The 22194-nt window shown below is 71.9% G+C and carries 16 protein-coding genes; 4 read left to right on the top strand and 12 right to left on the bottom strand.

Features of this window, described 5'->3' with window-relative positions; all coding sequences use genetic code 11:
• Nucleotides 1-5: 5 nt before the first annotated feature.
• The 3 genes from hemC to hemE all read right to left on the bottom strand — a co-directional run bounded on the left by hemC (nucleotide 6) and on the right by hemE (nucleotide 3682).
• Nucleotides 6-944: a hydroxymethylbilane synthase gene (gene hemC / locus ASG53_RS00560; protein ID WP_056127086.1), complete on the bottom strand. Its 939-nt coding sequence runs from the start codon at nucleotides 942-944 to the stop codon at nucleotides 6-8.
• A 163-nt stretch (nucleotides 945-1107) separates the two neighbouring features.
• Nucleotides 1108-2598 carry a protoporphyrinogen/coproporphyrinogen oxidase gene (locus ASG53_RS00565; RefSeq protein WP_056127087.1) on the bottom strand — a complete coding sequence of 497 codons (1491 nt, stop codon included), beginning with the start codon at nucleotides 2596-2598 and terminating at the stop codon, nucleotides 1108-1110.
• Nucleotides 2599-2620: 22 nt separating this feature from the next.
• Nucleotides 2621-3682, bottom strand: a complete 1062-nt coding sequence (gene hemE / locus ASG53_RS00570; protein WP_056127089.1) for a uroporphyrinogen decarboxylase — start codon at nucleotides 3680-3682, stop codon at nucleotides 2621-2623.
• Nucleotides 3683-3744: 62 nt separating this feature from the next.
• Here hemE and ASG53_RS00575 point away from each other — a divergent pair, with 62 nt between their 5' ends.
• On the top strand, nucleotides 3745-5214 hold the full coding sequence (locus ASG53_RS00575) for a glutamyl-tRNA reductase (protein WP_162246119.1): 1470 nt from the start codon (nucleotides 3745-3747) through the stop codon (nucleotides 5212-5214).
• A gap of 158 nt (nucleotides 5215-5372) precedes the next feature.
• Here the strand turns inward: ASG53_RS00575 and ASG53_RS00580 are convergent, their stop codons facing one another.
• The 5 genes from ASG53_RS00580 to purB form a co-directional block, all read right to left on the bottom strand.
• Entirely contained in the window at nucleotides 5373-6512 is a 1140-nt protein-coding gene (locus tag ASG53_RS00580; RefSeq protein ID WP_156382615.1) for a DUF4333 domain-containing protein, read from the bottom strand.
• Nucleotides 6512-7597 (bottom strand): hypothetical protein, encoded by a 1086-nt coding sequence (locus tag ASG53_RS00585; protein ID WP_056127094.1) that lies wholly within the window; start codon nucleotides 7595-7597, stop codon nucleotides 6512-6514. Before ASG53_RS00585 ends, ASG53_RS00580 begins: the two co-directional genes overlap by 1 nt.
• Complete coding sequence (locus tag ASG53_RS00590; protein ID WP_056127096.1) at nucleotides 7594-8646, bottom strand: trypsin-like serine peptidase; 1053 nt, start codon at nucleotides 8644-8646, stop codon at nucleotides 7594-7596. Before ASG53_RS00590 ends, ASG53_RS00585 begins: the two co-directional genes overlap by 4 nt.
• 514 nt (nucleotides 8647-9160) lie before the next feature.
• Nucleotides 9161-9991 carry an NERD domain-containing protein gene (locus tag ASG53_RS00595; RefSeq protein ID WP_056127098.1) on the bottom strand — a complete coding sequence of 277 codons (831 nt, stop codon included), beginning with the start codon at nucleotides 9989-9991 and terminating at the stop codon, nucleotides 9161-9163.
• Between the two features lie 34 nt (nucleotides 9992-10025).
• The gene (purB, locus tag ASG53_RS00600; RefSeq protein WP_056127101.1) at nucleotides 10026-11492 is read right to left on the bottom strand and encodes an adenylosuccinate lyase; all 1467 of its coding nucleotides are present in this window, start codon (nucleotides 11490-11492) and stop codon (nucleotides 10026-10028) included.
• Nucleotides 11493-12411: 919 nt separating this feature from the next.
• On the opposite strand from purB, the gene ASG53_RS00605 reads away from it, so the two are divergent.
• A complete protein-coding gene (locus ASG53_RS00605; protein ID WP_235533777.1) occupies nucleotides 12412-13791 on the top strand; it encodes an HNH endonuclease signature motif containing protein in 1380 nt (459 codons plus the stop codon).
• 90 nt (nucleotides 13792-13881) lie between these two features.
• On the opposite strand, the gene ASG53_RS00610 is transcribed toward ASG53_RS00605, so the two are convergent.
• Nucleotides 13882-14274, bottom strand: a complete 393-nt coding sequence (locus tag ASG53_RS00610; RefSeq protein ID WP_056127105.1) for a phage holin family protein — start codon at nucleotides 14272-14274, stop codon at nucleotides 13882-13884.
• 320 nt (nucleotides 14275-14594) lie between these two features.
• On the opposite strand from ASG53_RS00610, the gene hisC reads away from it, so the two are divergent.
• Nucleotides 14595-15698: a histidinol-phosphate transaminase gene (hisC, locus tag ASG53_RS00615; protein WP_056127107.1), complete on the top strand. Its 1104-nt coding sequence runs from the start codon at nucleotides 14595-14597 to the stop codon at nucleotides 15696-15698.
• A gap of 294 nt (nucleotides 15699-15992) precedes the next feature.
• Nucleotides 15993-16886 (top strand): DeoR/GlpR family DNA-binding transcription regulator, encoded by an 894-nt coding sequence (locus tag ASG53_RS00625; protein ID WP_056127111.1) that lies wholly within the window; start codon nucleotides 15993-15995, stop codon nucleotides 16884-16886.
• 122 nt (nucleotides 16887-17008) lie between these two features.
• Here ASG53_RS00625 and ASG53_RS00630 read toward each other — a convergent pair whose 3' ends face one another.
• The 3 genes from ASG53_RS00630 to ASG53_RS00640 all read right to left on the bottom strand — a co-directional run bounded on the left by ASG53_RS00630 (nucleotide 17009) and on the right by ASG53_RS00640 (nucleotide 22130).
• A complete protein-coding gene (locus ASG53_RS00630) occupies nucleotides 17009-17953 on the bottom strand; it encodes a LacI family DNA-binding transcriptional regulator (protein ID WP_235533779.1) in 945 nt (314 codons plus the stop codon).
• A 12-nt stretch (nucleotides 17954-17965) separates the two neighbouring features.
• On the bottom strand, nucleotides 17966-20593 hold the full coding sequence (locus ASG53_RS20215; RefSeq protein ID WP_056127113.1) for an FAD-dependent oxidoreductase: 2628 nt from the start codon (nucleotides 20591-20593) through the stop codon (nucleotides 17966-17968).
• A gap of 193 nt (nucleotides 20594-20786) precedes the next feature.
• Entirely contained in the window at nucleotides 20787-22130 is a 1344-nt protein-coding gene (locus tag ASG53_RS00640; protein ID WP_056127115.1) for a sugar ABC transporter substrate-binding protein, read from the bottom strand.
• Nucleotides 22131-22194: the final 64 nt, after the last annotated feature.

The raw sequence follows: 22194 nt of genomic DNA on the forward strand, positions 1-22194 counted from the left end.
CCTCATCAGATGAACGACGCTGCGCCGAGCGACAGGAAGTGGTCGGCGACGGCCTCGCCGAGGGCGATCGCCTCGGCGGTCGACGTGTCGGCCACCTCGACGGACTGCTGGTGACGCAGCTGCTCGCTGCCGTCGGGGCGCGCGACGACGGCGTGGAGCGAGAGCAGCCCGTCGGAGACCGTCGCGTGGGTCCCCACGGGGGCCGCGCACCCGGCCTCGAGGCGCGAGAGCAGCGCGCGCTCGGCGAGGACCGACAGCGAGGTCGCGGGGTCCTCGAGGTCGCTGAAGGCGCGGCGGACCACGGCGTCGCTCTCGAGGAGCGTGGTCCGGGTCTCGACGGCGAGGGCGCCCTGACCGGGTGCCGGTGCCATGTCCACGACGGAGATGAGCTCGGTGATCGCGTGCTCACGGCCGATGCGGTTGAGACCGGCTGCGGCGAGCACGACGGCGTCGAGGTCTCCGGTCTCCGGGTGCACCCGGCCGAGGCGGGTGTCGATGTTGCCGCGGATGTCGACGACATCGAGGTCGGGGCGGACGAGGCGCAGCTGCGCGGCGCGGCGCGGGGAGCCGGTCCCGACGCGGGCGCCGTGCGGGAGGTCGGCGAGCCTGTGGCCGGCGCGCGAGCACAGGGCGTCGCGCGGGTCCTGGCGGACGGGTGTCACGTGCTGGAGCCCGAGGACACCCGTCGTGGGCAGGTCCTTGAGGGAGTGCACAGCCACGTCGCAGCGGTCGTCGAGGAGCGCTGCGCGCAGCGCGGTGACGAAGACCCCGGTGCCGCCCATCTGGGAGAGCGAGCCTGTGAGCACGTCGCCGTCCGTCGTGATCGGCACGATCTCGACAGGTCGGCCGGTCAGCCGGCGCAGGTCGTCGGCGACTGTCCCGGTCTGGGTCAGCGCGAGGAGGCTGCTGCGGGTGCCGATGCGGAGGGCGGGGTGTCCTGTCACCCGTCCAGTGTGCTCCCCTTCGCTCGCCGAGTCGAAATGAGAGAGGTCACAGGGCAATTGTTCGGGCGCTCGAAAATAGTTCTGACAGCCTGTCAGTTCTGCATCACAGAGGGTTGCCTAAGAATATGCAGGAAAGGGCACCCTAAGTATTTCCCCGACCGATTCAGGAAAGGTCGAGCGAGCGCGCCGCCGCCTGCGCGTGAGGGACCACCGCGGCGAGCCCGGTGCCCGCCACCCATGCCCCGGTGACTGAGAGCCCGGGTGCCCCGTCCGCACGGAGCGCCGCCACGTCGCTGACCAGTCGAGACGTGCGTGCCCGGTGCTCCGGGGTGGGCGGAGAGAGCGCATCGTCCCAGCGGGTGACCGTCGACGACAGCACGTCGCCGGGCGTCACAGGCACCCCGTAGAGCGCCTGGACGTCGAGCACGGCCTGCGCCACGAAGGTCTCGTCCGGGGCCGCTGCGTCTAGGTCGGCCCCGGCCGGGCCAGCTCCGCCCCGCCCGTAGCTGAGCCGTACGACGTGCGCGTCCGGCCCGAGCGTGGCGTCGAGCCTCTGGCGCAGCCACGGCCACTTGGCCGAGGCGTGGGTCGAGCCCTTCGCGACGACGTCAGAGCCCGGTGCGACCAGGACGCCGGTGCCGCGGGGCGCGTCCCCGAGGGCGGGAGCACGCAGGACGAGCGTGACGAGCCGGATGTCGGTCCCGCGGACCAGTGCGGCCCCGGCGGTGTCGACGAGGTCTCCGAGCAGTGCGACAGCGGTGTGCCCGCCGACGGCGAGGACGATCCGCGCGGTGCGCAGCGTCTCGCCCGTCGTGAGCTGGACCTCCCACACGTCGCCGGTCCTCCGCAGCTGCCGGGCCCCTGTGCCGCGGCGGATCGACCCACCTGCCTCCACGGCAGTCTCGAGCGCGGCGACGAGCTGGTTCATGCCGCCGACCAGGCCGCGTACGGCCGAGCCTGCTGGCGCATGCGCGCGCAGCGACCGGACTGCTGCCGCCAGCGACCCTGTGCGCTCGTAGGCGGTCAGGAGCCCCGGGGCGACAGCGTCGACCGACAGCAGCGCGGGGTCCGTCGAGTGCACACCGCCGGCCACGGGCGTCACGAGCCTGTCGAGCACGCGCCGGCCGAGACGGCTCTCCACGAGCGAGGCGAGCGTCGATGCGTCGACGCGTGATGCGGGCAGCACGCGGTCCAGGCTGGCGCGGAGCGCCCCGACGACGCCGATCGCACGGCGCGTGTCCGAGGCCCACACGTGACCAGGGATCCCGAGGACGCCAGCCTTCGGCAGCGGGAAGGCGCGCCCGCGCGGACGGCGCCCCGGTGCCCGGCCGGTGCCCTCCGGCACGTAGCCCCAGGCGGACAACCCGCTCGGCTCGACGGCCTCGAGCCCGAGCTCGGCGACGAGCGCAGCGATCGTCTGGCTGCGGGAGGCGTAGGACTCGGCGCCGGAGTCGACCACGACAGGAGTCCCGTTTGGTCCCACGTCAGCCCGTGCGAGGTACCCGCCGCAGACCTCCGAGGCCTCGAGGACGACGGGCGAGAGTCCCTCGGTCACGAGGGTCTGGGCGGCCACGAGCCCTGCGATCCCGCCCCCGACGACGACTGCGTCGAGGACCGGGGAGGGCGTGCCGTCGTGCGAGGGGCTCGTGGTCATGGTCGTCAGGTGTGGTCAGGCTTCAGAGGGAGTGCACGAGCTCGACGACCCGCGTGAGGACCGTCGGGTCGGTGTCGGGCGGGACCCCGTGGCCGAGGTTCACCACGTGCGCAGGAGCCGTGCGGCCGCGCTCGACGACGTCGCGGACGTGCGCCTCGAGGACCGGCCACGGCGCGCCGAGCAGCGCGGGGTCGATGTTGCCCTGGAGCGGCGTCGTGCCGCCGAGCATGGCGTTGGCCTCGTCGAGGGGCGTCCTGTAGTCGACACCCACGACGTCGGCGCCCACGTCGCGCATGGCGGGCAGCAGGTGCCCCGTGCCGGTGCCGAAGTGGATCACCGGGACGGGCAGGTCCTTGACGTGCGAGAGCGCTCGGGCCGACGACGGCGCGACGTGCGCGACGTAGTCCGCGAGGCTCAGGCTGCCCGCCCAGGAGTCGAACAGCTGGGCGGCGCTGGTCCCCGCGAGGACCTGCGCGCGCAGGAACGTGCCTGTCACGTCGGCCGCCCACGTGGTGAGGCGGGCCCACGACTCGGGGTCCGTGTGCATCATGCGGCGTGCGCCGAGGTGGTCGCGCGACGGGCGCCCCTCGACCATGTACGCGGCGAGCGTGAAGGGCGCTCCGGCGAAGCCGATGAGCGGTGTGCTGCCCAGCTCGGCGACGGTGAGGCCGACGGCGTCGCGGATCGGCTGGAGGGCCTCGTCCGTGAGGGTCTTCTCGAGGAGCCTGTCGACGTCGGCCGGGGTGCGCACGGGCTCGCCGAGGACCGGTCCGACGCCCGGCGCGATGTCGACGTCGACCTCCGCGAGGCGCAGCGGCACGACGATGTCCGAGAAGAAGATGCCTGCGTCGACCTTGTGGCGGCGCACCGGCTGGAGCGTGATCTCGCTCGCGAGCGCCGGGTCCAGGCAGGAGTCGAGCATCGCGACACCCTCGCGGGCGGCCAGGTACTCGGGGAGGGAGCGACCGGCCTGCCGCATGAACCACACGGGGGTGGTCTCGGGTCGGTCGCCGCGCAGCGCGCGGACGAGTGGGGAGCTGGACGTCCGGCCGTCGACGAGAGGGTGCGCTGAGGAGAGATTCACACCTCGATTCTGCCTTTCCGACCGACAAATGTTTAAATCGAATCGCTGTGGTTCTCATGTCGATGACCGCAAGTCACCACGAGCTTGACCTCGAAGCGCTCGAGCAGCTGTCAACAGGCGCGCATTCGATGGGCACGTCGGCCGTGCGGACCTGCGAGATGATCACCGGTGCCGTCGTGCTCGCGACCTGCAACCGGTTCGAGCTGTACCTCGACCTCGTCGACGGTGCGGCTGCTCCGGGCAGCCCGGGGACCCTCAGCGAGCGTGATCTTGCCCACGCTGCCGACGAGGTCGCCCGGCTCATCGCCGTGGAGTCCGGGGTCAGCCAGGAGGCCGCGCGGTCCGCCTTCACGGTCCGCAGCGGTGAGGGTGTCACCCAGCACCTCTTCACGGTCGCCTCGGGTCTCGACTCGATGGTCGTCGGCGAGCGGGAGATCGCCGGGCAGGTCCGCAGGGCCCTCGATGCCTCGCACGCCGAGTCGACGACGAGCCCGCGGCTCGAGCGCCTCTTCCAGTCGGCGTCGCGCGCCTCCAAGCGCGTCGCGCACACCACCCACCTCGGGGCCGACGGCCGCTCGGTCGTCTCGGTCGGGCTCGACCTCGCCGAGGCGAGCATCCCGCCGTGGCGCCAGACCTCCGCGGTGATCGTCGGGACCGGTGCCTACGCCGGGGCGACTGTCGCTGCGCTGCGCGCCCGCGGGTGCGTCGACATCGCCGTGTACTCCGCGTCAGGCCGCGCCGAGCAGTTCGCGACGGCCCGCGGTGTCGACGCCGTGACGGACCTCGTGACGGCGCTCGGCGAGGCCGACCTCGTCGTCTCGTGCAGCGGTGCCGGGCGTGGCAACCGTCTGGCACGACCGTCTGCTGGGCCCGGCGAGGCAGCCGCCCCAGGGTCGGGCCTGCGGACCGACGACCCCTCTGACCTGCGCTACATCCTCGAGACCGCTGCTGTCGTGGCGGCCCGCGACGACGCGGCCGTCCGCGCCGGCGACGACGGGACGGCCCGCCCTCTCGTCGTGCTCGACCTCGCGCTGCACCACGACGTCGACCCCGGTGTCGGCGACATCGACCAGGTGCTGCTCATGGACCTCGGGACGATCCGCAGCCACGCGCCGTCGACGTCGTCGCTGCCCGTGCGCGCGGCACGCGAGATCGTCGCTGCGGCCGTCACCGAGTTCACCGTCGGCGAGACGCTGCGTGCGGCGGACTCTGTGGTCGTCGGGCTCCGGGACAGGATCACCGCCGAGGTCGAGGCCGAGCTGGCCCGATCGGCCGGGTCGTTCACGACTGACGCCGACAGGGCGGCCCACGAGAAGTCCTTGCGCCGGTTCGCCGCGACGCTGCTGCACCGCGGCATCACCCGCATCCGGGATGCCGCACGGGCCGGCGAGCCCCTCGAAGAGGTCGCCGAGGACACGGCCACGGTCCTGACGATGCGCTGGAACGGCCGTCGGGCCGTGCCCGGTGCCGGTCCCGCCACGCCCGTCGCCGAGCCGAGGCACAGCCCGCGAGACGGGCTCGCCGCAGGCTGAGCGGGGGTTCGGTCGCCGTCCTCCGGGTCTCGCGGCCGCGTGGGTCTCGTCGTGGGCGTGGTCTCGGGATCGACCGGGCCTGGCCGCCTCCTGAGCCTCGTAGCCGCCCGGTCTCGCCGTCTCCCGGGTCTTCGCCGGGACGGCGCCGGGCGCGATCCTCACCCGTCGACAGGTCCCCCGACCCTGTACTGGCCCGAGTCGTTGAGCACGAGCACGGGGACCGAGGCCGGGGCGCCGCCCGAGACGAAGGTGCACTCGAACTCGACCCCTTCCCGGACGTCGACATACCCAGGGCAGGTGACGGCGTCCACGTCGCTCAGCCCGAAGCGCGTGGAGAGGATCTTCGCGACGTCCTGCGAGACGACCGACGCGTCGAAGGTGGGGGTCTGCTCGAACGCACCTGTCGCCGCGAGCGTGGCGCCGACGCTCACGAGCGCGGTCAGCACGGCGGTGAGCAGGACAGTCCGCAGGGTGCGGCGGCGGGTCGGCCGTGCGGTCGCGGTGCTCGTCGTGGACGTGGACGTGGGCGTGGATGTCGGCGTAGGCGCGGACGTCGGTCCGACGGGAGGCTGGTAGGGCGACGGGCGGCCGTAGCCCGGTGACGGCGCGTGCCCGGGTGCGGTCCCGTAGCCCCCTGAGGTGGGGGTGCCGGGCGGCGTGCCGTAGCCCGACGAGGTGGGGGTGCCGTACCCCGACGAGGGGGTGCTGGCGGATGGTGTGCCGTACCCCGACGAGGGGGTGCTGCCGGATGGTGTGCCGAAACCCGACGAGGCGTTGCTGGCGGATGGTGTGCCGTAGCCCGACGAGGGGCTGCTGCCGCGCGGTGTCCCGTAGCCCTGCGCCGGGTAGCCCTGCGCGGCGCCCGACGCCGGGGTGGGAGTCGGACGGAGGGGCTGCGTCGGGCGGAGGGCCGGAGTCGGACGGAGGGCCGGCGTCGCGAAGGTGCTCGCGGTCCCGCCCGCCCCTCCGAGTCCGCTCCGGACCGTCGGCGCGGGGGCGTAGTCGGGTGCGGCCGGACGCGCGACCGCTGCGGGCTGAGGTGCCGTCGTCGTCGCGGGCACTGCTGTCCGGGGCGCTGCTGCCTGGGGTGCTGCTGTCCCGGGTGCTCCGCCGGATGGCGTCGCCGCTGCCCCGGGTGCAGTCGCCGCCGACGGTGCCTGCAGCCGGCGCGGGACCCGCGGCGGCACAGCTCCGCTGCCGGCTCCGATGCCTGCGCTGCCGCCGCCTGCTCCGCGCTCTGCTCCGCTGTCTGCTCCGCTGGCTCCGGCACCGCCGGGAGGTGTGGGCTGGTCTGTCATCAGGCATCTCCGAGCGAGTTGATGAAGTCGTCGCGCTCGGTCTCCGAGAGCGTCGTGACGTCGTCCAGCTCCGGGGCTGGCGGGACGTCGTCGCGGGCCGCGGTCCCGGTGATCTCAAAACCGAGCTGGAGCACGAGGTCGGGCACGTCACCCTCGCCCGGGACCACACCGTTCATCTCGATCTTGAGCAGGGCGCCGTCGGCGTCCTGCCAGAGGTTCACGGGGACGAGCGTGCTGAGCATGGTGTCGGTGAGCATCGCGGTGAGCGACTCCGGCATCGAGAGCATCTCGGCGTCGAGGATCGACTGGAGGGTCACCTCGGTCTGGCTGAGGACCTCTCCGTCGCGTGAGCTCGTGACGGTGCGGCGCATGCTCGGTCCGGCGTCCGAGGCCTCGGTGGCGTTGATCGCGTCGCGCACGTCGCAGACCGTCGAGAAGCCGAGGACGTAGCACATGGCGTTGTCGCCCAGGATCCCGAGGCTCCCGTAGAGGGTCGGGAACCTGACCCACGGGGTGTCGATGTCGGTGTCGAGCCCGTCGCCGAGGAGGAGGTAGTCCCACGAGTCACCGCCGACGTGCAGCATGTCGATGGTCCGGCCGGTCCCCGGGTCGTTCTGCTGCGTGAAGAGCGACGCGGGGTTGCCGCTGACCGCGACGACGGACTGCCCGGCGGAGGTGTCCTCGCCGAAGGTCGCGTGGGTGTACGTGACGCCGGTGATGTCGGTCGTCTCGCCGGTCGTGAAGGGGGAGGACTCGAGGATGTGCGAGTCGAGCAGGTCCATCTGGGCCGTGAAGCGCTCGGTGGCCGCGACGTCCACGGCGTCCCAGTCGGGGAACGCCTCGCCGCGGACGGGCTCGGGTGAGCACGCGCCGAGGCCGAGCAGCACGCCCACGGCTGCGACGGCGGCGAGCGGTCGGCGTGAGCGCGAGGCCCTGCCCGGACGAGCGGACGGAGTGTTGGCTGTGTCGCGGACGCGGACGCGGACGCTGGGATTGGTGCTTGTGCTCGTGCTCGTGCTCGTGCTCTCGCTCGTGCCGGCGGCGCTCTCGGCCCCGGCTCCGGTGCGTGCGCGGTCGACAGTCACAGGCCACCTGCCTCGGTGAACAGCGCGAGCGCGTCTTCGCCGAGCGGCATGGCGCCGAGCTCGGTGGGCGACCTGAACGAGGTGGTGGCCACCAGGTAGCCGGCTCCTGTCACGGTGTCGTAGTCGGACAGCCACCCGCCGCCCGAGGCGCCCTGGGTCATGGCGCACTCGATGCCGAAGGCGCCGCGCTGGAGCACGAACCAGTCGTCGCTCGCGCAGTACCGCTGGTCCAGGCCGTCGAAGGGAGCGGCTGCTGGGTAGCCCGTGACGAGCAGGTCGTCGACGGTCCCGCCGAAGGCGATGCCCTGGCCGCCGGTCACCTCCTGGATGCGTCGACCGTCGTCGTCGGGCGCCATGGTGAGGAAGGCGAAGTCGTGCGTCCAGCCGCTGCCGATCACCATGCCGAGGGAGTTGGTCGAGGCGTTGTCGGCGAACTCCTGAGGACCGTAGGCGGACTCTGCGGCCCAGTACCCGTAGGGCGCGACGGCGCCGTTGTCCTCGTCGGCGGGGACGAAGAACACGTTGGTCGCCCACCCGGTCCCGCCCTCGAAGTCCCAGAGGCAGTGGGCGGCAGTCGCGACGACGTCCTGCGAGGCGGCGTTGACGACGGTGGCGGAGCAGACGTAGTCGTCGCTGCCGATCGTCACGTAGAGGCGGCCCTGGGTCGATGCGGCAAGGCCTGTCGCGTCGAAAGGGTCTCCGGCTGTCGCAGGCGCGACGGGGGTCGGGTCGGTCACGGGGCCTGTCGAGGGGTCGACCACCACACCTGTCGCGGCGTCGGGCCGGGTGCCGCCGTCGGTGTCAGGGCTCTCGGGGTCGTCGTCCGGGGTGACGATCTTGGTGTCGGCGTCGCGGCGACGGTCTTCGGTCCAGTAGTCGTTGACCTCTTGCGGGCTGTCCTCGTAGTCGTGCCGCAGCGAGACCGTGTCGGTCTTGAGGGGCGGGCCGATCTGCGGTGACAGGGACCCGGCGACGGCTTCTCCGGGGATCTGCGTCGCGCAGCCTGCGAGCGCAGCGGCGAGGACGACGAGGGCTGTGGTCCGCAGCACTGCTCGATGGGCAGTGGCGTTGCGCGGCGCGGGCGCGGGCACGGTCGGTGCGGGTGCGGGTGCGGGTGCGGGTGCGGGTGCGGGTGCGGCCGGGACCGCGCGTCTGGCGGAGGGCCCGACCGTGCGCCCGGCAGCCGGCCTGACCGTGCGCCCGACGGCGGACGCAGGGGTGGGCTCGGTCGGGCCAGCGGGTCCGGTTGCGGCGGCGGGCCCGGTGGCATGCGGTTCACCGCCGGTGAGCGGCGGCCTGCGGAGCGACATGCCTCGACTATCCCACTCACCACGCTGTCACGAGCGGAGAGCGAGGGGGAGTGGTGCCCACCCGGACGGGCGACTCCTTACGGGCCGCAGGATCGTGCGGATCGAGGGCGCCGTAAGGGCGTGGGGACCAGTCCCCATCTACGAGCGGCTGGGGTCGCGGCTGGCGCTGCCGGGGGCGGGCTCGCCGTGCCGTGCACGTGGGCAGCCGACCGCTCCCGGTCTGGTGCGGGAGCGGTCGCCTGCCCGGGCGGCCCTAGCCGATGATCCCGAGGGCAACTCCTTGGACGATGAGCAGCACCGTGCTGAGTGTCACGACAGCGCCAGCCCACATCCAGAAGCTCTTGAGGCGCCGCGCCTTCGTCGCTGTGCGATCGAGGGTGTCGAAGCGGCGGAGCTGCTCGGCCGTCAGGAGCGGAGCAGGTGAACCCCAGGTCGTCTCGGCGACTGCTGCAGACTGGACCGCTCTGAGGTCTTCTCCGGCGAGCGTGACGGGAAGACGCCTGAGCCTGCGTCGGAGGAAGAGGTCGGCGAACACCCGCGTCCGCTCCGGCTTCTCGCGCACGACGAGCCGCTTGGGGTCGACGAAGACGAGCACGGGGGTGACGGGCGCGTCGACAGTCGACGCCGCCCGCAGCATCCGCCCGGCGACGTCGGCGGAGCTCTCGGCCCGCGCCATGAGGTCGGTCTTCTCCCGGTCGACGAAGACCTCGTGCCCGGCGACGAAGACGTTCTTCACGCGGTGGTGCTCGCTCGTCACGACGAGCACCCCGGGCGGGCCGACAACGACGTGGTCGGCGTCCGGTGAGCGACCGTCGAGGGGGACCGCGTGCGTCACGACCCAGTCGGGTCCCAATCCGTCGAGAACGCGAGCTACCCGCCGGGCGCCGGTTGCCCGGTCGAAGGCTGCGCGTGCGGCCGGGGCGATCGGGTTCGTGCCGAAGACGCGCCCGAAGGATCCCCGTGCGTCGTCTGCGGGCTGGCGCTCGAGCGTCAGCGCGATATCGCTCCGCCCCGGGACGCCTGCGGGCGTGAGCGCGCGCGGGGAGTCCTCGGAGGCTGGCCCCTGTGCTGGATCAGCGCTCATCGGCCTTCCGTCACCACGACTGCTCGCCTGCCGGTCACAGGTACTCGGCGACCAGCCGCTCGGCGAGACCGACGTATGACCCCGGAGTCATCGCGGCGAGGCGTGTCGCGACGTCGTCGGGGAGGCCGAGGCCTGCGACGAAGGTCCGCATGTCCTCTCCGTTGATGCGGTGCCCGCGGGTCAGCTCCTTGAGCCGCTCGTACGGGTTCTCCATCCCCTCGACCCCGGCGACCGACGCGGCGCGCATGGCGGACTGGACGGCCTCGCCGAGGACCTCCCAGTTGCCGTCGAGGTCGTCGGCGAGCAGGTCGCCGTTGACGGCCAGAGCCTTGAGCCCTCGGCGCACGTTGTCGATCGCGAGCAGCGAGTGACCGAAGGCCGGTCCGATGTTGCGCTGGGTCGTCGAGTCCGTGAGGTCCCGCTGGAGGCGGCTGGTCACGAGCGTCGCGGAGAGGGTGTCGAGGAGGGCGCACGAGATCTCGAGGTTCGCCTCGGCATTCTCGAAGCGGATCGGGTTGACCTTGTGCGGCATGGTGGACGACCCGGTGGCGCCGGGGACGGGGATCTGCTTGAAGAACCCGAGCGAGATGTACGTCCAGACGTCCGTCGCGAGGTTGTGCAGGATGCGGTTGAAGCGGGCGATGTCCGCGTAGAGCTCCGACTGCCAGTCGTGGCTCTCGATCTGCGTGGTGAGCGGGTTCCAGGTGAGGCCGAGCCCCTCGACGAAGGCCTTCGAGACGGTGGGCCAGTCTGTTCCCGGGACCGCGACGACATGGGCGCCGTAGGTGCCCGTCGCCCCGTTGAGCTTGCCGAGGTACTCAGCGCTCTCGACCCTGCGGACCTGGCGGCGGAGACGGTGGGCGAGGACAGCGAGCTCCTTGCCGACGGTCGTCGGGGTCGCAGGCTGACCGTGCGTCCTGCTGAGCATGGGGACGCTCGCGTGCTCGCGGGCCATCTCGGCGATCTGCTCGACGAGGGCCGTTGCGGCGGGGAGCCAGACCTGCTGGACCGCCCCACGCACCATGAGCGCGTACGACAGGTTGTTGACGTCTTCGCTCGTGCACGCGAAGTGGACGAGCTCACCGACGCCGGGCAGGACCGTCGCGTCGCCGAGAGCGGCCGGCGCTGCCGCGAGGCGACGCTTGAGGAAGTACTCGACGGCCTTGACGTCGTGCACTGTCTCGCGCTCGATCTCCGCCATCTCGGCGATGCCGTCGCCCGAGAAGGTCGTGACGACATCGCGGAGGTAGGCCTTCTCGGCGTCGCTCAGGCGCGGCGCGCCCGGGACCACAGGGCCGTCAGCGGTGCCGTCGGTGAGGGCCACGAGCCACTCGACCTCGACGTGGAGGCGCTCGCGGTTGAGGGCAGCCTCGGACAGGTGGTCGACGAGCGGGGCGACCGTCGAGCGGTACCGGCCGTCGAGCGGTCCGAGGGCGATCGCCGGGGTGACGTCCGCGAGGCTCGCGCGGGTGGGCTCTGAGGAGAGGTCGCTGGTGGGCATGGCGCCATTCTTCCATCTGCGGTCAGGTCGTGGGCATGGTGCCCACGGTCCTGTGGACGACGGAACGGTTCCGGCGGTCTGTGGACTGCTTGGGATCCTCCCAGTGAGGATTGCGTCGCAGTGGCCGGGCTGCCGAGGGAACGTTGCACACAGGGCGAAGCGGACCCTTCCGACTGTCGGCGCCAACCGGTACGATTCGAACATGCGTTCGACGAACAGTCCTGGTGTCGATGGCCAGGCTCACCCAGACGGATCCTCCGGCACCGCCGGCGGCTCCAGCGTGCTCGTGGGCCCTTCCGACGCCGGCCGTGGTGTGGCCGGAGGAGACGGTCGCGCTGCGAAGACGGCGTCGTCGAGCTCTGCTCTTCTCCCTTCAGCTGCACGGCTGGAGGTACGGCCCCGTCGCGTGCAGCGCTCGTCGCTGGCCGCGGGAACGTCCGGGACGGGGTCTGCGCGCGGCTCAGGTCCCTTTGGACGCCGGACGCAGCCTGATCGTCGGATGCAGCCGGATCTTCGAGCGCGGCTCGATCGTCGTGCGCAGCCTGAGCCTCGTGTGCAGCCTGACCCTCGGGAACAGTCAGCCGCACGGCCCTCTCCGCGGATGGTGGCCGGCGAGCGACCTCATCGCCCGTCTCCGACGCGCGAGCGACTTTCTCGCCCGTCCCCTGCAGACGGCACTCTCCTGGTCGTACCGAGCGCACCGGTTGTCGCCCGCGCTGCCTCGGGGCTGTCCTGGCGTGAGGCGCGTCGACAGGTCCTCGACGCGCTGGTCGACGAGGTCGAGGCCGCTGATCGGGCGATCGCGAGCGCCCAGGCACGCCGGATCCGGGCGATCGAGGCCGTGCGGGTGGAGGCTGTGGGGGCTGTGGCTGCTCTCGACCCCGTGCTGGGGCCCGTGGATCCTGCTGACGCAGTCCGCATGTCCGACATCCGAGCGCAGCAGAGATATGCGCACCAGTCTGTGGTGCTCGAGGTCTCGTGTGCCCTCAGGGCTCCTGAGGTCAGCACTGCGTCGTTGGTGCACGACGCACAGGTGCTGGTCGACCACCACCCGGCGACGCTCGCCGCGCTGACAGACGGGAGCATCTCGTACGCCCATGTGGGTGTGGTGCTGGAGAACACCACTCTCCTGGAGCCGGACGACTGCCGCGCCCTCGAGGTCACGCTCGTCGACAGAGCCAAGGACACGACTGTCGCTGCGCTGCGGAGGTTCGCCCGACGAGAGCGCGAGAGGATCCATCCGCGGCCCCTGATCGAGCGTCACCGTGAGCGCCTTGCGGAGAGGCACGTAGAGATCGAGCCTGCACGCGACGGGATGATGTGGCTCCACCAGTACCTTCCGGCGGTCCAGGCCGCGGCGATCTACAACCGCGTGACAGACATCGCGGCGAGCTTCCAGGGCCCGGACGAAGAACGCACCCTCGCTCAGCTCCGCGCAGATGTCCTGAGCGCGCTGCTCCTCGATGACGGCACGTCACGTTCCGCGTGGGAGTCGAGGAGCTCGCGGGGATGCGCGGACAGCACGATCGCTGGTGCTGGTGCTGGTGCTGGTGCTGGTGCTGGTGCTGGTGCTGGTGCTGGTGCGGGCGCTGGTGCAGGCGCGGTGGCCGACGATCCCGCGGACCTGCATGCCCGCACGCACGGGCCCCGGCACTGGCCTTGGCCCCGGCCCGAGGGACCGTCTCTGCGTGGGATCCGCGCGACCGTAGCGGTCACCGTCCCCGTCATGACACTTCTCGGCGTCTCGGAGGAGGACGGTCACCTCGCGGGCTACGGGCCGATCGATGCAGAGACGGCCCGGGAACTGGCAGCGCGTGCGCCCTCCTTCAGACGGCTGCTCACCCACCCGGAGAGCGGGGTGGTCCTCTCCGTCGGACGAGAGAGCTACAGAGTCCCTGCGGACCTCAAGGCTTGGCTCCGGATTCGAGACGAGACCTGCCGCTTCCCGGGGTGCAACCGACGGTCCGAAGGCTGCGATGTCGACCATATCGCCCCGTGGCAGACGGGTGGCGAGACCGATCACCGGAACCTCATCCATCTGTGCCGTCATCATCATCGGATCAAGCACGAGACTGCGTGGTCTGTCTCGGCGAGCGACTCGGGGTCGGCGGACCCCTTCGCGAGCCCTGACGATGTCATCTGGACGTCACCATCGGGTCGGACCTACGTCGATCACCCAGCGGTCCCGCGACCGGCTCGTCTCTCCGTCGAGCCACGCCCTCAGCTGGACCTGGGGGCAGGATCGGGCCCAGCCGAGGGGGGACCCGAGCCCAGCTTCCCAGACCTTCCCCCGTTCTGACGGAAGGAGCGAGTTCTGACAGACGGATCCGGTGACGGGCGAGGTGCACCTCGCCCGTCACCGGTACCGACCACTCACGACCGCTCACGTCTAGCGGCGCGACTCGTCCTTCGTCGGCACGACGACGGAGATGATCATCGAGAAGAGGGAGATGAGGAACGCAGCCAGCACGGCCCACCAGAAGCCGTCGACGCGCAGACCCCAGTCGGCCTGGTCGGTGATCCATCCCGTGAGCAGCACCATGAGCGCGTTCACGACGAGTGTGAAGAGGCCCAGCGTGAGGATGTACAGCGGGAACGTGAAGAGCTGCACGATGGGCTTGATGATCGCGTTGATGACTCCGAAGATCAGCGCGACGACGAGGAACACGACCACCCGGCCGCCAGCTCCCTCACCGCCGACGATCTCGAAGTGGGACCCCATGAGCAGGGTCGTCAGCCAGATCGCGACAGCATTGACGAGGACTCTCACTAAGAAGCTCATGTCCAGATCCTCCCACCAACGGCACGTATCGCGCAGGATGAGTGGTGCGAGCTCTGCGCGAACCTAGGGGAGGAGCGAAGGTGCGGTGCCAGCACCGGGGCTGACCACGACCACGACCAAGGGCCTGGGAGTGGGTTCAGGTGAGCGCGGTCTCGGCGACAGGCACAGGTGCGGCCCCCGGTACCGGCACCGGCCCACGTGCGAGTCCAGCGGCCTCCCCGGACCCCGGCGCCCGGCCACAGACACAGACACAGACACAGACACAGACACAGACAGCGGTGCTAGTCCTACGGACACCACGGAGGTGCGAGACTGATCGCGTGACTCGACGTGTCCCTCTCCGCCCTGCCGTCTCCGCCCTCCCCGCCTACGTCCCGGGCGCCCGCGTCCCGGTCGGCGCAGCAGCGTTCAAGCTCTCGTCCAACGAGAACCCGTACCCGCCGCTCGCCTCGGTCCAGGCCGCGATCATCGACGCGGCGTCGGACGTCAACCGGTACCCGGACATGTTCGCCACGGAGCTCACCGAGGCCCTCGCCCAGCACCTCACCGCAGACCTCTCACCCCAGGCGCTCGAGGACCACGGAGCGGTCTCGGCCGAGCAGGTCGTCGTGGGGAACGGCTCGGTCGCCGTGCTCGCGCACATCCTCGAGGCTGTCGTCGACGCCGGCGACGAGGTCGTCTACCCGTGGCGATCCTTCGAGGCATACCCGATCGTCGTCAGCGTCGCAGGCGGGACCGGGGTCCCCGTGCCGCTCGCCGCCCACGGACGCCTAGACCTCCAGGCCATGGCAGCAGCCGTGACAGACAGGACCCGCGTGGTCCTCGTCTGCACGCCGAACAACCCGACGGGCGCAGCGCTCACCCAGACCGAGCTCCTCGACTTCCTCCGCACGGTCCCCACAGACGTCCTCGTGGTCGTCGACGAGGCCTACCTCGAGTTCGTCCGCTCGGACGACCCGGTCGACGGCACGGCGGCGCTCGCGGCCCACCCCAACGTCGTCGTCCTGCGGACCTTCTCCAAGGCCTACGGCCTCGCGGGTCTGCGCGTCGGGTACGCGGTCGCGCGCCCCCGCCTCGCGACCGGCATCCGCTCGGCGTCGACGCCCTTCGGCGTCTCGCACCTCGCCCAGCGGGCCGCCCTGGCGTCGCTCGAGGCGAAGGACGAGCTCCTCGCCCGTGTCGACACCATCGTCACGGAGCGCGCCCGGCTCGCCGACGGGCTCCGCGACCAAGGCTGGGACCTCCCGGAGTCGCAGGCGAACTTCATCTGGATGGAGCTCGGGCAGCGCACAGCCGAGCGCGCGGCCGAGGCTGCCGCGGCCGGTGTCATCGTCCGGCCCTTCGTCGGTGAGGGTATCCGTGTGTCCGTCGGCGAGCACGAGGCGACCGACATCTTCCTGCGGGTGGCGGCCGGCTGGCGCTGAGGTCGTGCCGGGTGCTGAGGCGTCAGGTGCTGAGGTCTGTCGGGTGCTGAGGTGGCGTCGGGCACCGAGGTCTGTGAAGCACTGAGGGCTGTCAGGTACCGAGGTCTGAGGAGCGATGAGGTCTGTCAGGCACTGGGTGCGTGTCAAGGACAGGCGTCATGGCGGGCACCGGGGTCGTGCCGGGCACCGGGTGGTGGCGACGTCGCCCCAGGCCGGCCCGTGCCAGACTGATCCCTCGACGACCTCGACGCGGTGGACGGTCCCCGCGCACGACTGGGTGACGGTGATGCTGGCGTGCTCGTGAACGACCGCAGGGCACGTGTCCTCGACGAGGTGACCCGCCGCGGCTCGGTGACTGTCGCCGAGCTGGCCAGCCTCCTCGGTGTTTCGGGCATGACGGTGCGACGCGACCTCGACGCGCTCGCCCGCCAGGGTGTGCTCGACAAGGTCCACGGCGGAGCCACAGCCCCCCGGGGCTCGACGGGGCTCGGCACGTACGACCCGAGCGGCCCGGGGCCGCGCCACGACTCTGGACTGCGTCGTGACCCGGGCCCGCACCGCGAACAGGGGCCGCGCCGTGACCCGGCAGCCGCGACCCGCCAGGCCGAGCAGGACGCCGCCGAGGCCAGCGTGGCGGGACTCGTCGCGACACTCGTCGAACCGGGGATGGCTGTCGGCCTCTCCTCGGGCTCCGCCACGCTCGCGGTCGCCCGTGCCCTCGTCGGGGTGCCGGACCTCACCGTCGTCACCAACTCGCTGCGCATCGCCGACCTGCTCCAGCGGGTCTCGGCCGCCGACGACTCGGCGGCCCAGTCCGTCGTGCTCACGGGCGGTGTCCGGACCCCTGCCGACGCGCTCGTCGGGCCCGTCGCCGTCCGGTCTCTCGGGCACCTGCACTGCGACGTCGTGATGATCGGCGTCCACGGGATCGACCAGCACGCTGGCTTCACCACGAAGAACCTCCTCGAGGCCGAGACGAACCGCGCCTTCATCAGCGCGGGGAGCTCGGTCACCGTCGTCGCCGACCACACCCGGTGGGGGCGGGTGGGCCTCACGACCGTCGTCGACCTCGACGCCGTCGACAGGGTCGTCGTGGACGACGGTCTCGAGGACGAGCACGCGGAGGTCCTGCGCCCGCTCGTCAACGAGCTGTGGGTCGCGTCGCCGGCTGCGCCTGCGCACACCTGACCGGGCTGCACATACCTGACCGAGCAACGCGCACCCGGCTACGGCCCGCTCGGCGAACTCGCCGTCTCCACAGCGTGACCTCGGCCGCGCTTCTGGACCCTGCCGTCCCGACCCCGCCGTCCCTACCGCGCCGTGCTCTCCCGGGCGCGCAGGGTGAATCCGACGACCACCTGCTCGACCGGGACGTCGGCGGCGGGCGGCGCGGCGATCTGACGCTCGAGCAGCATGAGTGCCGAGTCGACGATCGCCGACTTGTCAGGTGCCACGGAGCTGAGCGACGGGGTCGCGAACTCGGCGCCGCTCACGTCGTCGATGCCGATGACGGCGACGTCCTCAGGGACGCGCAACCCCCGGACGTGCAGCTCCCGCATGACCCCGAAGGCCACGGAGTCGTTCGAGCAGAGCACACCGTCGGGCGGCTCGTGAGCGTCCAGCAGCGTGCGCATCGCCCGCTGCCCCTCGTGCGAGGTGAAGGCGCCGACAGGCCCGACCAGGTCCGAGTCGACCTCCCACCCCTGGGCCCGGACGGCGTCCCGGAAGCCCGCGACCCGCCTGTCGGCGGCGTCGGACGGGGTCGTGTGCCGCGGCCCCACGACAGCTAGACGGCGACACCCGCGCTCGACGAGGTGCAGGGTGGCCGCCATCGCCGCCGCCCGGTTGTCGATGGTCACGTGCGAGAACGGGCTCGACACGATGTGCTCCCCGAGCAGCACGAGAGGCCCGGGCGAGGTCCGTCGCGTGAGGTCCGCGACCGTCAGAGACCGCGGGATGTGGATGAGCCCGTCGGTCGGGGGCAGGCCGACCCCGTTCGCGACGGTCACCTCACGCTCGTGCACCCCGGCGGTCTGCTGGATGAGGATCGACAGGCCGCGCGCCTCGGCCCGGCGCACGAGCAGCCCCGTGAGCTCGGCGAAGTAGGGCTCTTCGAGGTCCGGCACAGCGAGGGCGACGAGACCGGTCCTGTCGCGCCGAGCCAGCGCCGCACCGCGCGACGGCGTCGTCGCCTCGTCCTCCTGCACCCTGCCGCCCCTCGTCTGAGCCTTCGTGTCGCGCGTCTGGTAGGTCACGGTACCTCCAGCTCAGGCCTGGGCCCTGAGCGCGACGACGCGCGCCTGGGGCGTCCCGTTCGTCGCGGTCACGACCACCCGCGCCGCGCGCAGCCGCGTCGGGGCCTGGAGCCTGTGGACCCGGCGTCGCCAGCGGTTGTCCGTCTCGTCGGCGACGACGGTCCAGGTCTCGTCCGCGAGGTCCGTCGAGGGCTCTGTCGCCGGCGCCCCACTGGGCGCAGTGGCGGGTGCCTGTGCCTCGTCTCGGTCGCCAGCCGGCGCGCCCTGCGCGTCGGCCGTCAGCACCTCCACGCGGTAGTCGCGGACCAGCTCGGGGATGGTCTCGTGCGGGGACCTGTGGTGGTGCAGGGTGTTGAGCTCGAGGTCGACGTCGTCGTCCAGGACGAGCACGAGCTCGCTGACCTCGACGGGCTCGTCCCAGTCGAGGCGCAGCCACTCGGGCGTCCCGGGGGACATCGGCGCCGAGGCCCACATGCTGGGTCCCGCGTAGGGCCTGTTGCCGCCCGAGGTCGCCCGCTCCGGCGCGAGCGCCTCGGACTCGGGGTGGGCGACGAAGCACACCGAGCGTCCGCGCAGCGGCCGGGTGGGCCACTGCACGAGGAGCTCCGCCTGGCTCACCTCGACGTTCTGGTCGTCCGAGGCAGCACCGTGGACCAGGGTGAGGACACCGGGCGGCAGAGGATCGGTCAGGTGCACGGTGATCGACGGGTCGGCGCGCAGGACGACGATCGCGGTCTCGGGGGAGTCGGGCTGGTAGTCGAGCTGCGCGCGGACCCAGCGTGCCTCACCGGCCGGGACCTCGACGCTGGTCGTCACCTCGAGCCGGGACGGGACCACGTTCTGGGGCTTGCCGGTCGACCACACCTCGACGACCAGCGGGGAGGGGGGCGTGCAGTCGGCGGAGGTTGCGCTGTCGGGAGAGGCTGCGCTGTCCCGTGAGGCTGCGGTGTCACGTGAGGCTGCGGTGTCGGGAGACGCCGCATCGTCACGGTTGACCGCGCCGTCGACCGGGGCCGCACCGGCGACAGCGTGTGTGCCCCCGACAGCGTCCCCGCCGCCCGCAGGTTCGAGCACCGCCCGCGACACCAGCAGGTCGATGCTGTCGAGCCGGGGGTGCACGGGCAGGACGATCCCGAGGTCGTCGACCAGCGGGTGCGGTGTCGCTCGGTTCTCGGCGACGAGGTCGGTGGGTGGGGCTGGGACCTGGGCTGCGCCAGGCGCCGTGCCTCCGTCGCGACGTTCCCCGCCCCCGAACGACCGCCCGGGCCCGGTGCCGATCGACGTCAGGGTGCTCGACGCCGTCACGCGTGCCGAGCGCGCATAGTCGTCCGGGTCGTCGTTGACGGCTCCGATGATGGGCGCGTCGTCGCGCAGCAGCGCGCGGCGCAGCTCGGCGAGGTGGTGGGTCCCCAGCTCGCGCGGGGTCACCGCGTGCTCGACGCACAGCGCGGCCGCGGTCCCGGCTGCCTGGCCGAGGGCCGCGCAGGTCGCCATGACCCGGCTCGCGCCGAAGGCGATGTGCGTGGCCGAGATGTTGCGTCCCGCCACCAGCAGGTTCGAGGTGCTCGCCGGGTAGAGGCACCTGTACGGGATCTCGAAGACCCCGTCGGAGAACCTCTGGACCGCCCCGGAACCCTCGTGGTACATCCCCGCCGCCGGGTGCAGGTCGATCGACCACCCGCCGAAGGCCACGGTGTCCGGGAACGACGTCTGCTCGACGATGTCGTTCTGCGTCAGCGTGTAGTCGCCGACGAACCTCCTGTACTCGCGCTTGCCGGGAACGTTGCCCACCCACTCGAGGGTGAGGGTGTCGGCGTCGAACTCCCCGGAGTTCTTGATGTAGTCCCAGATGCCCAGGATCACCGAGCGCAGCTCGTCGCGGATCGTCTCGTTGTCGTGCACGGTGTCGAGCTCCCCGCCCCACTCGACCCACCAGTAGTGCGCGCCGGAGTCCCCGCTGCGGATCACCCGCGACGTCGGGATCGGGGTGTCACGGATGTCCTTGGCCGACTCCGGTGCCACGTACTTCACCGGGAAGCCGAGGTCCTTGGTGTAGAAGAGCAGCGTCGAGCCGAGGAACTCCTCGACGGGCTCGTCAGGAGCCCACTCCTCGTCGAACTCCGAGCGGGCCTCCTTGCCCAGCCTGTACCGCGCCCCGGCGAGGTGCCCCACGAGCCCGTCCCCCGTGCAGTCGAGGAAGACCGGCGCGCGGAAGGTCGTGAGGATCTCCGACCCCATGGTCCAGCCCGTCACCGTCTCGACCCGGCGCGCGTCCTCGGGACCAGAGGCCACGACGTCGCGGACGTCGGTGTTGAGGAACAGCCGGATGTTCTTCTCCCGGCGGACGGTGTCGAGCACCACGTCGTCCCAGTAGACCGGGTTCCCCTCGGGGTTGCGGAACTGGTTCTCGACGTACATCTCGCCGATGATCCCGGTCTCGCGCGCCCACCTCTGGTTGCCGTGCGCCGTCGCGCCGCACACCCACACCCGGACCTCGGAGGAGGAGTTCCCCCCGAGGACCGGGCGGTTGTTGATCAGGACGACGTCGACCCCCCGGCGTGCAGCCGCGACGGCGGCGCAGACCCCGGCGAGGCCACCTCCGACGACGACGACATCGGCTTCGACGACTTGCTTGAGCATGAGGATCCTTCGTAGGTGCTTCGTGGTGCGGGAGATGGCGGGGGTCGGCCTGCGGACCGACCCCCCGGCTGGCGCGAGCCAGACCGGCGGGGCTCGCAGGGCAGCAGGGCTGCGAGACCGGCTCAGCCTTGGAGGGCCGGGCCGGCCGAGCTCTGGAGGGCCGGGCCGGCCGAGCCCTGGAGGGCGGGACGGTTCAGCCCAGGAGGGCCTGGGCCTGCTCGCCGGCCTCGCGCATGGCCGTCGCGGCGTCGCTCGACCCGACGAGGACGGCCTGGACCTTCTCGGCGATGACGGCCTCGACCTGCGCGTACTGCGGGAAGGCCCAGAACGGGTTCGTGGTCGCGGTGGCGGTGATCTTGTCGCCGAAGTCCTTGGTGAAGGTGTCGTTCGTGACGGTCTCGGAGGTGAGCGCCGCCTCCGTGGTGGGTGGCAGGCCGAGCTCGTCGAAGAACCCTGTGGTCGCCGTGGTGTCGGAGGTGATCCACTGCGCGAACTCGGCTGCGGTGCCCGCGCCGGGCCCGTCGACGACGACCACGGCGTGGCCCCACACGAAGGCGCGCGGGTCGTCGCCCGCCGCGAGGACTGGCCGGGACGCCGGGGCGAGCTTGCTCTCGAAGTCTGGGTCGGGGGAGTCGGCGACGACGGCCCCGCGCCCGACGATCGCGTCGTCGTAGATCGCGGCCTTGCCCTGGCTGAAGAGCGCACGGGCGTCGAAGCGGTCGACGTCCGGGGCGATGAGCCCCTGGTCGTAGAGCTTCTTGTACCAGGTGACGGCCTCGACGCTCGCGTCGTCACCGATGGTCACGGTCCCGTCCTCGACGAGCGGGCTGCCGAAGGTCTGCATCCAGATGAGGATGTCCTTGAGCTGGGCGACCTTGGTCGACGCGGCGTACGGGATCACGCCGCCGCCGATCCCCTTGAGCTCGAGGAGCGCCGCCTCGAAGTCCTCGATGCCAGACGGGACCTCGCTGATGCCGACCTTCTCGAGCAGCTCGGTGTTGGTCACGAGGCCGATCGCCCCGATCGTCCACGGCAGGCCGTACTGCGCGCCGTCGTACCGGCTCGCGGCGAGCGCGGCGTCGGTGTACCCGCGGCCCTCGGCGAGGCCGGAGAGGTCTTGCAGCTTGCCGAGCGCCGCGAGCGAGCCGAGCCACGCGACGTCGACCTGCGCTGCGCCGGAGAACTGACCGCCGCGGGTCTGCAGGGTCAGCTGGTTGAGGTACTCGTTGTACGGGTAGGACACCGGCGAGATGGTGACGCCCTTGTCGGCGCCGAAGGTCGACATCAGACCTTCGATGACGGGCTTCGGGTTCTCCTCGGACAGGGACCATGACGAGAACGAGAAGTCCTCGGCGGCTCCGCCTGTCGTGGCGGCGGGGGCCGGGGACGTCCCGCCGGACGGGGCGCACGCGGCGAGGCTCCCGAGGGTCACGGCGCCGGCGCCGAGCCCCATGAGCCGGAGCATGCTGCGGCGGGTCAGCTGGTCGGTGCTGGGCAGGTGGGTGGTGCGGGGCAGGTGGGCGGGGCGGTTCGACATGGGTCCTCCTCGGTGAGGGTGTCGCGCGGGGGTGAGGGAGTCGTGCGGAGACGGGGTGTACTGA

The sequence above is a fragment of the Sanguibacter sp. Leaf3 genome, assembly GCF_001425965.1.
Lineage (GTDB): Bacteria > Actinomycetota > Actinomycetes > Actinomycetales > Cellulomonadaceae > Sanguibacter > Sanguibacter inulinus.

What these genes read in the sequence shown, in the direction of transcription:
- ASG53_RS00605 (WP_235533777.1), top strand. Translation starts at nt 12,412, where the DNA reads ATGTCCGACATCCGAGCGCAGCAGAGATATGCGCACCAGTCTGTGGTG.
- ASG53_RS00575 (WP_162246119.1), top strand. Translation starts at nt 3,745, where the DNA reads ATGACCGCAAGTCACCACGAGCTTGACCTCGAAGCGCTCGAGCAGCTG.
- ASG53_RS00595 (WP_056127098.1), bottom strand. Translation starts at nt 9,991, where the DNA reads ATGAGCGCTGATCCAGCACAGGGGCCAGCCTCCGAGGACTCCCCGCGC.
- purB (WP_056127101.1), bottom strand. Translation starts at nt 11,492, where the DNA reads ATGCCCACCAGCGACCTCTCCTCAGAGCCCACCCGCGCGAGCCTCGCG.
- ASG53_RS20215 (WP_056127113.1), bottom strand. Translation starts at nt 20,593, where the DNA reads ATGCTCAAGCAAGTCGTCGAAGCCGATGTCGTCGTCGTCGGAGGTGGC.
- ASG53_RS00640 (WP_056127115.1), bottom strand. Translation starts at nt 22,130, where the DNA reads ATGTCGAACCGCCCCGCCCACCTGCCCCGCACCACCCACCTGCCCAGC.
- ASG53_RS00565 (WP_056127087.1), bottom strand. Translation starts at nt 2,598, where the DNA reads ATGACCACGAGCCCCTCGCACGACGGCACGCCCTCCCCGGTCCTCGAC.
- ASG53_RS00580 (WP_156382615.1), bottom strand. Translation starts at nt 6,512, where the DNA reads ATGACAGACCAGCCCACACCTCCCGGCGGTGCCGGAGCCAGCGGAGCA.
- ASG53_RS00610 (WP_056127105.1), bottom strand. Translation starts at nt 14,274, where the DNA reads ATGAGCTTCTTAGTGAGAGTCCTCGTCAATGCTGTCGCGATCTGGCTG.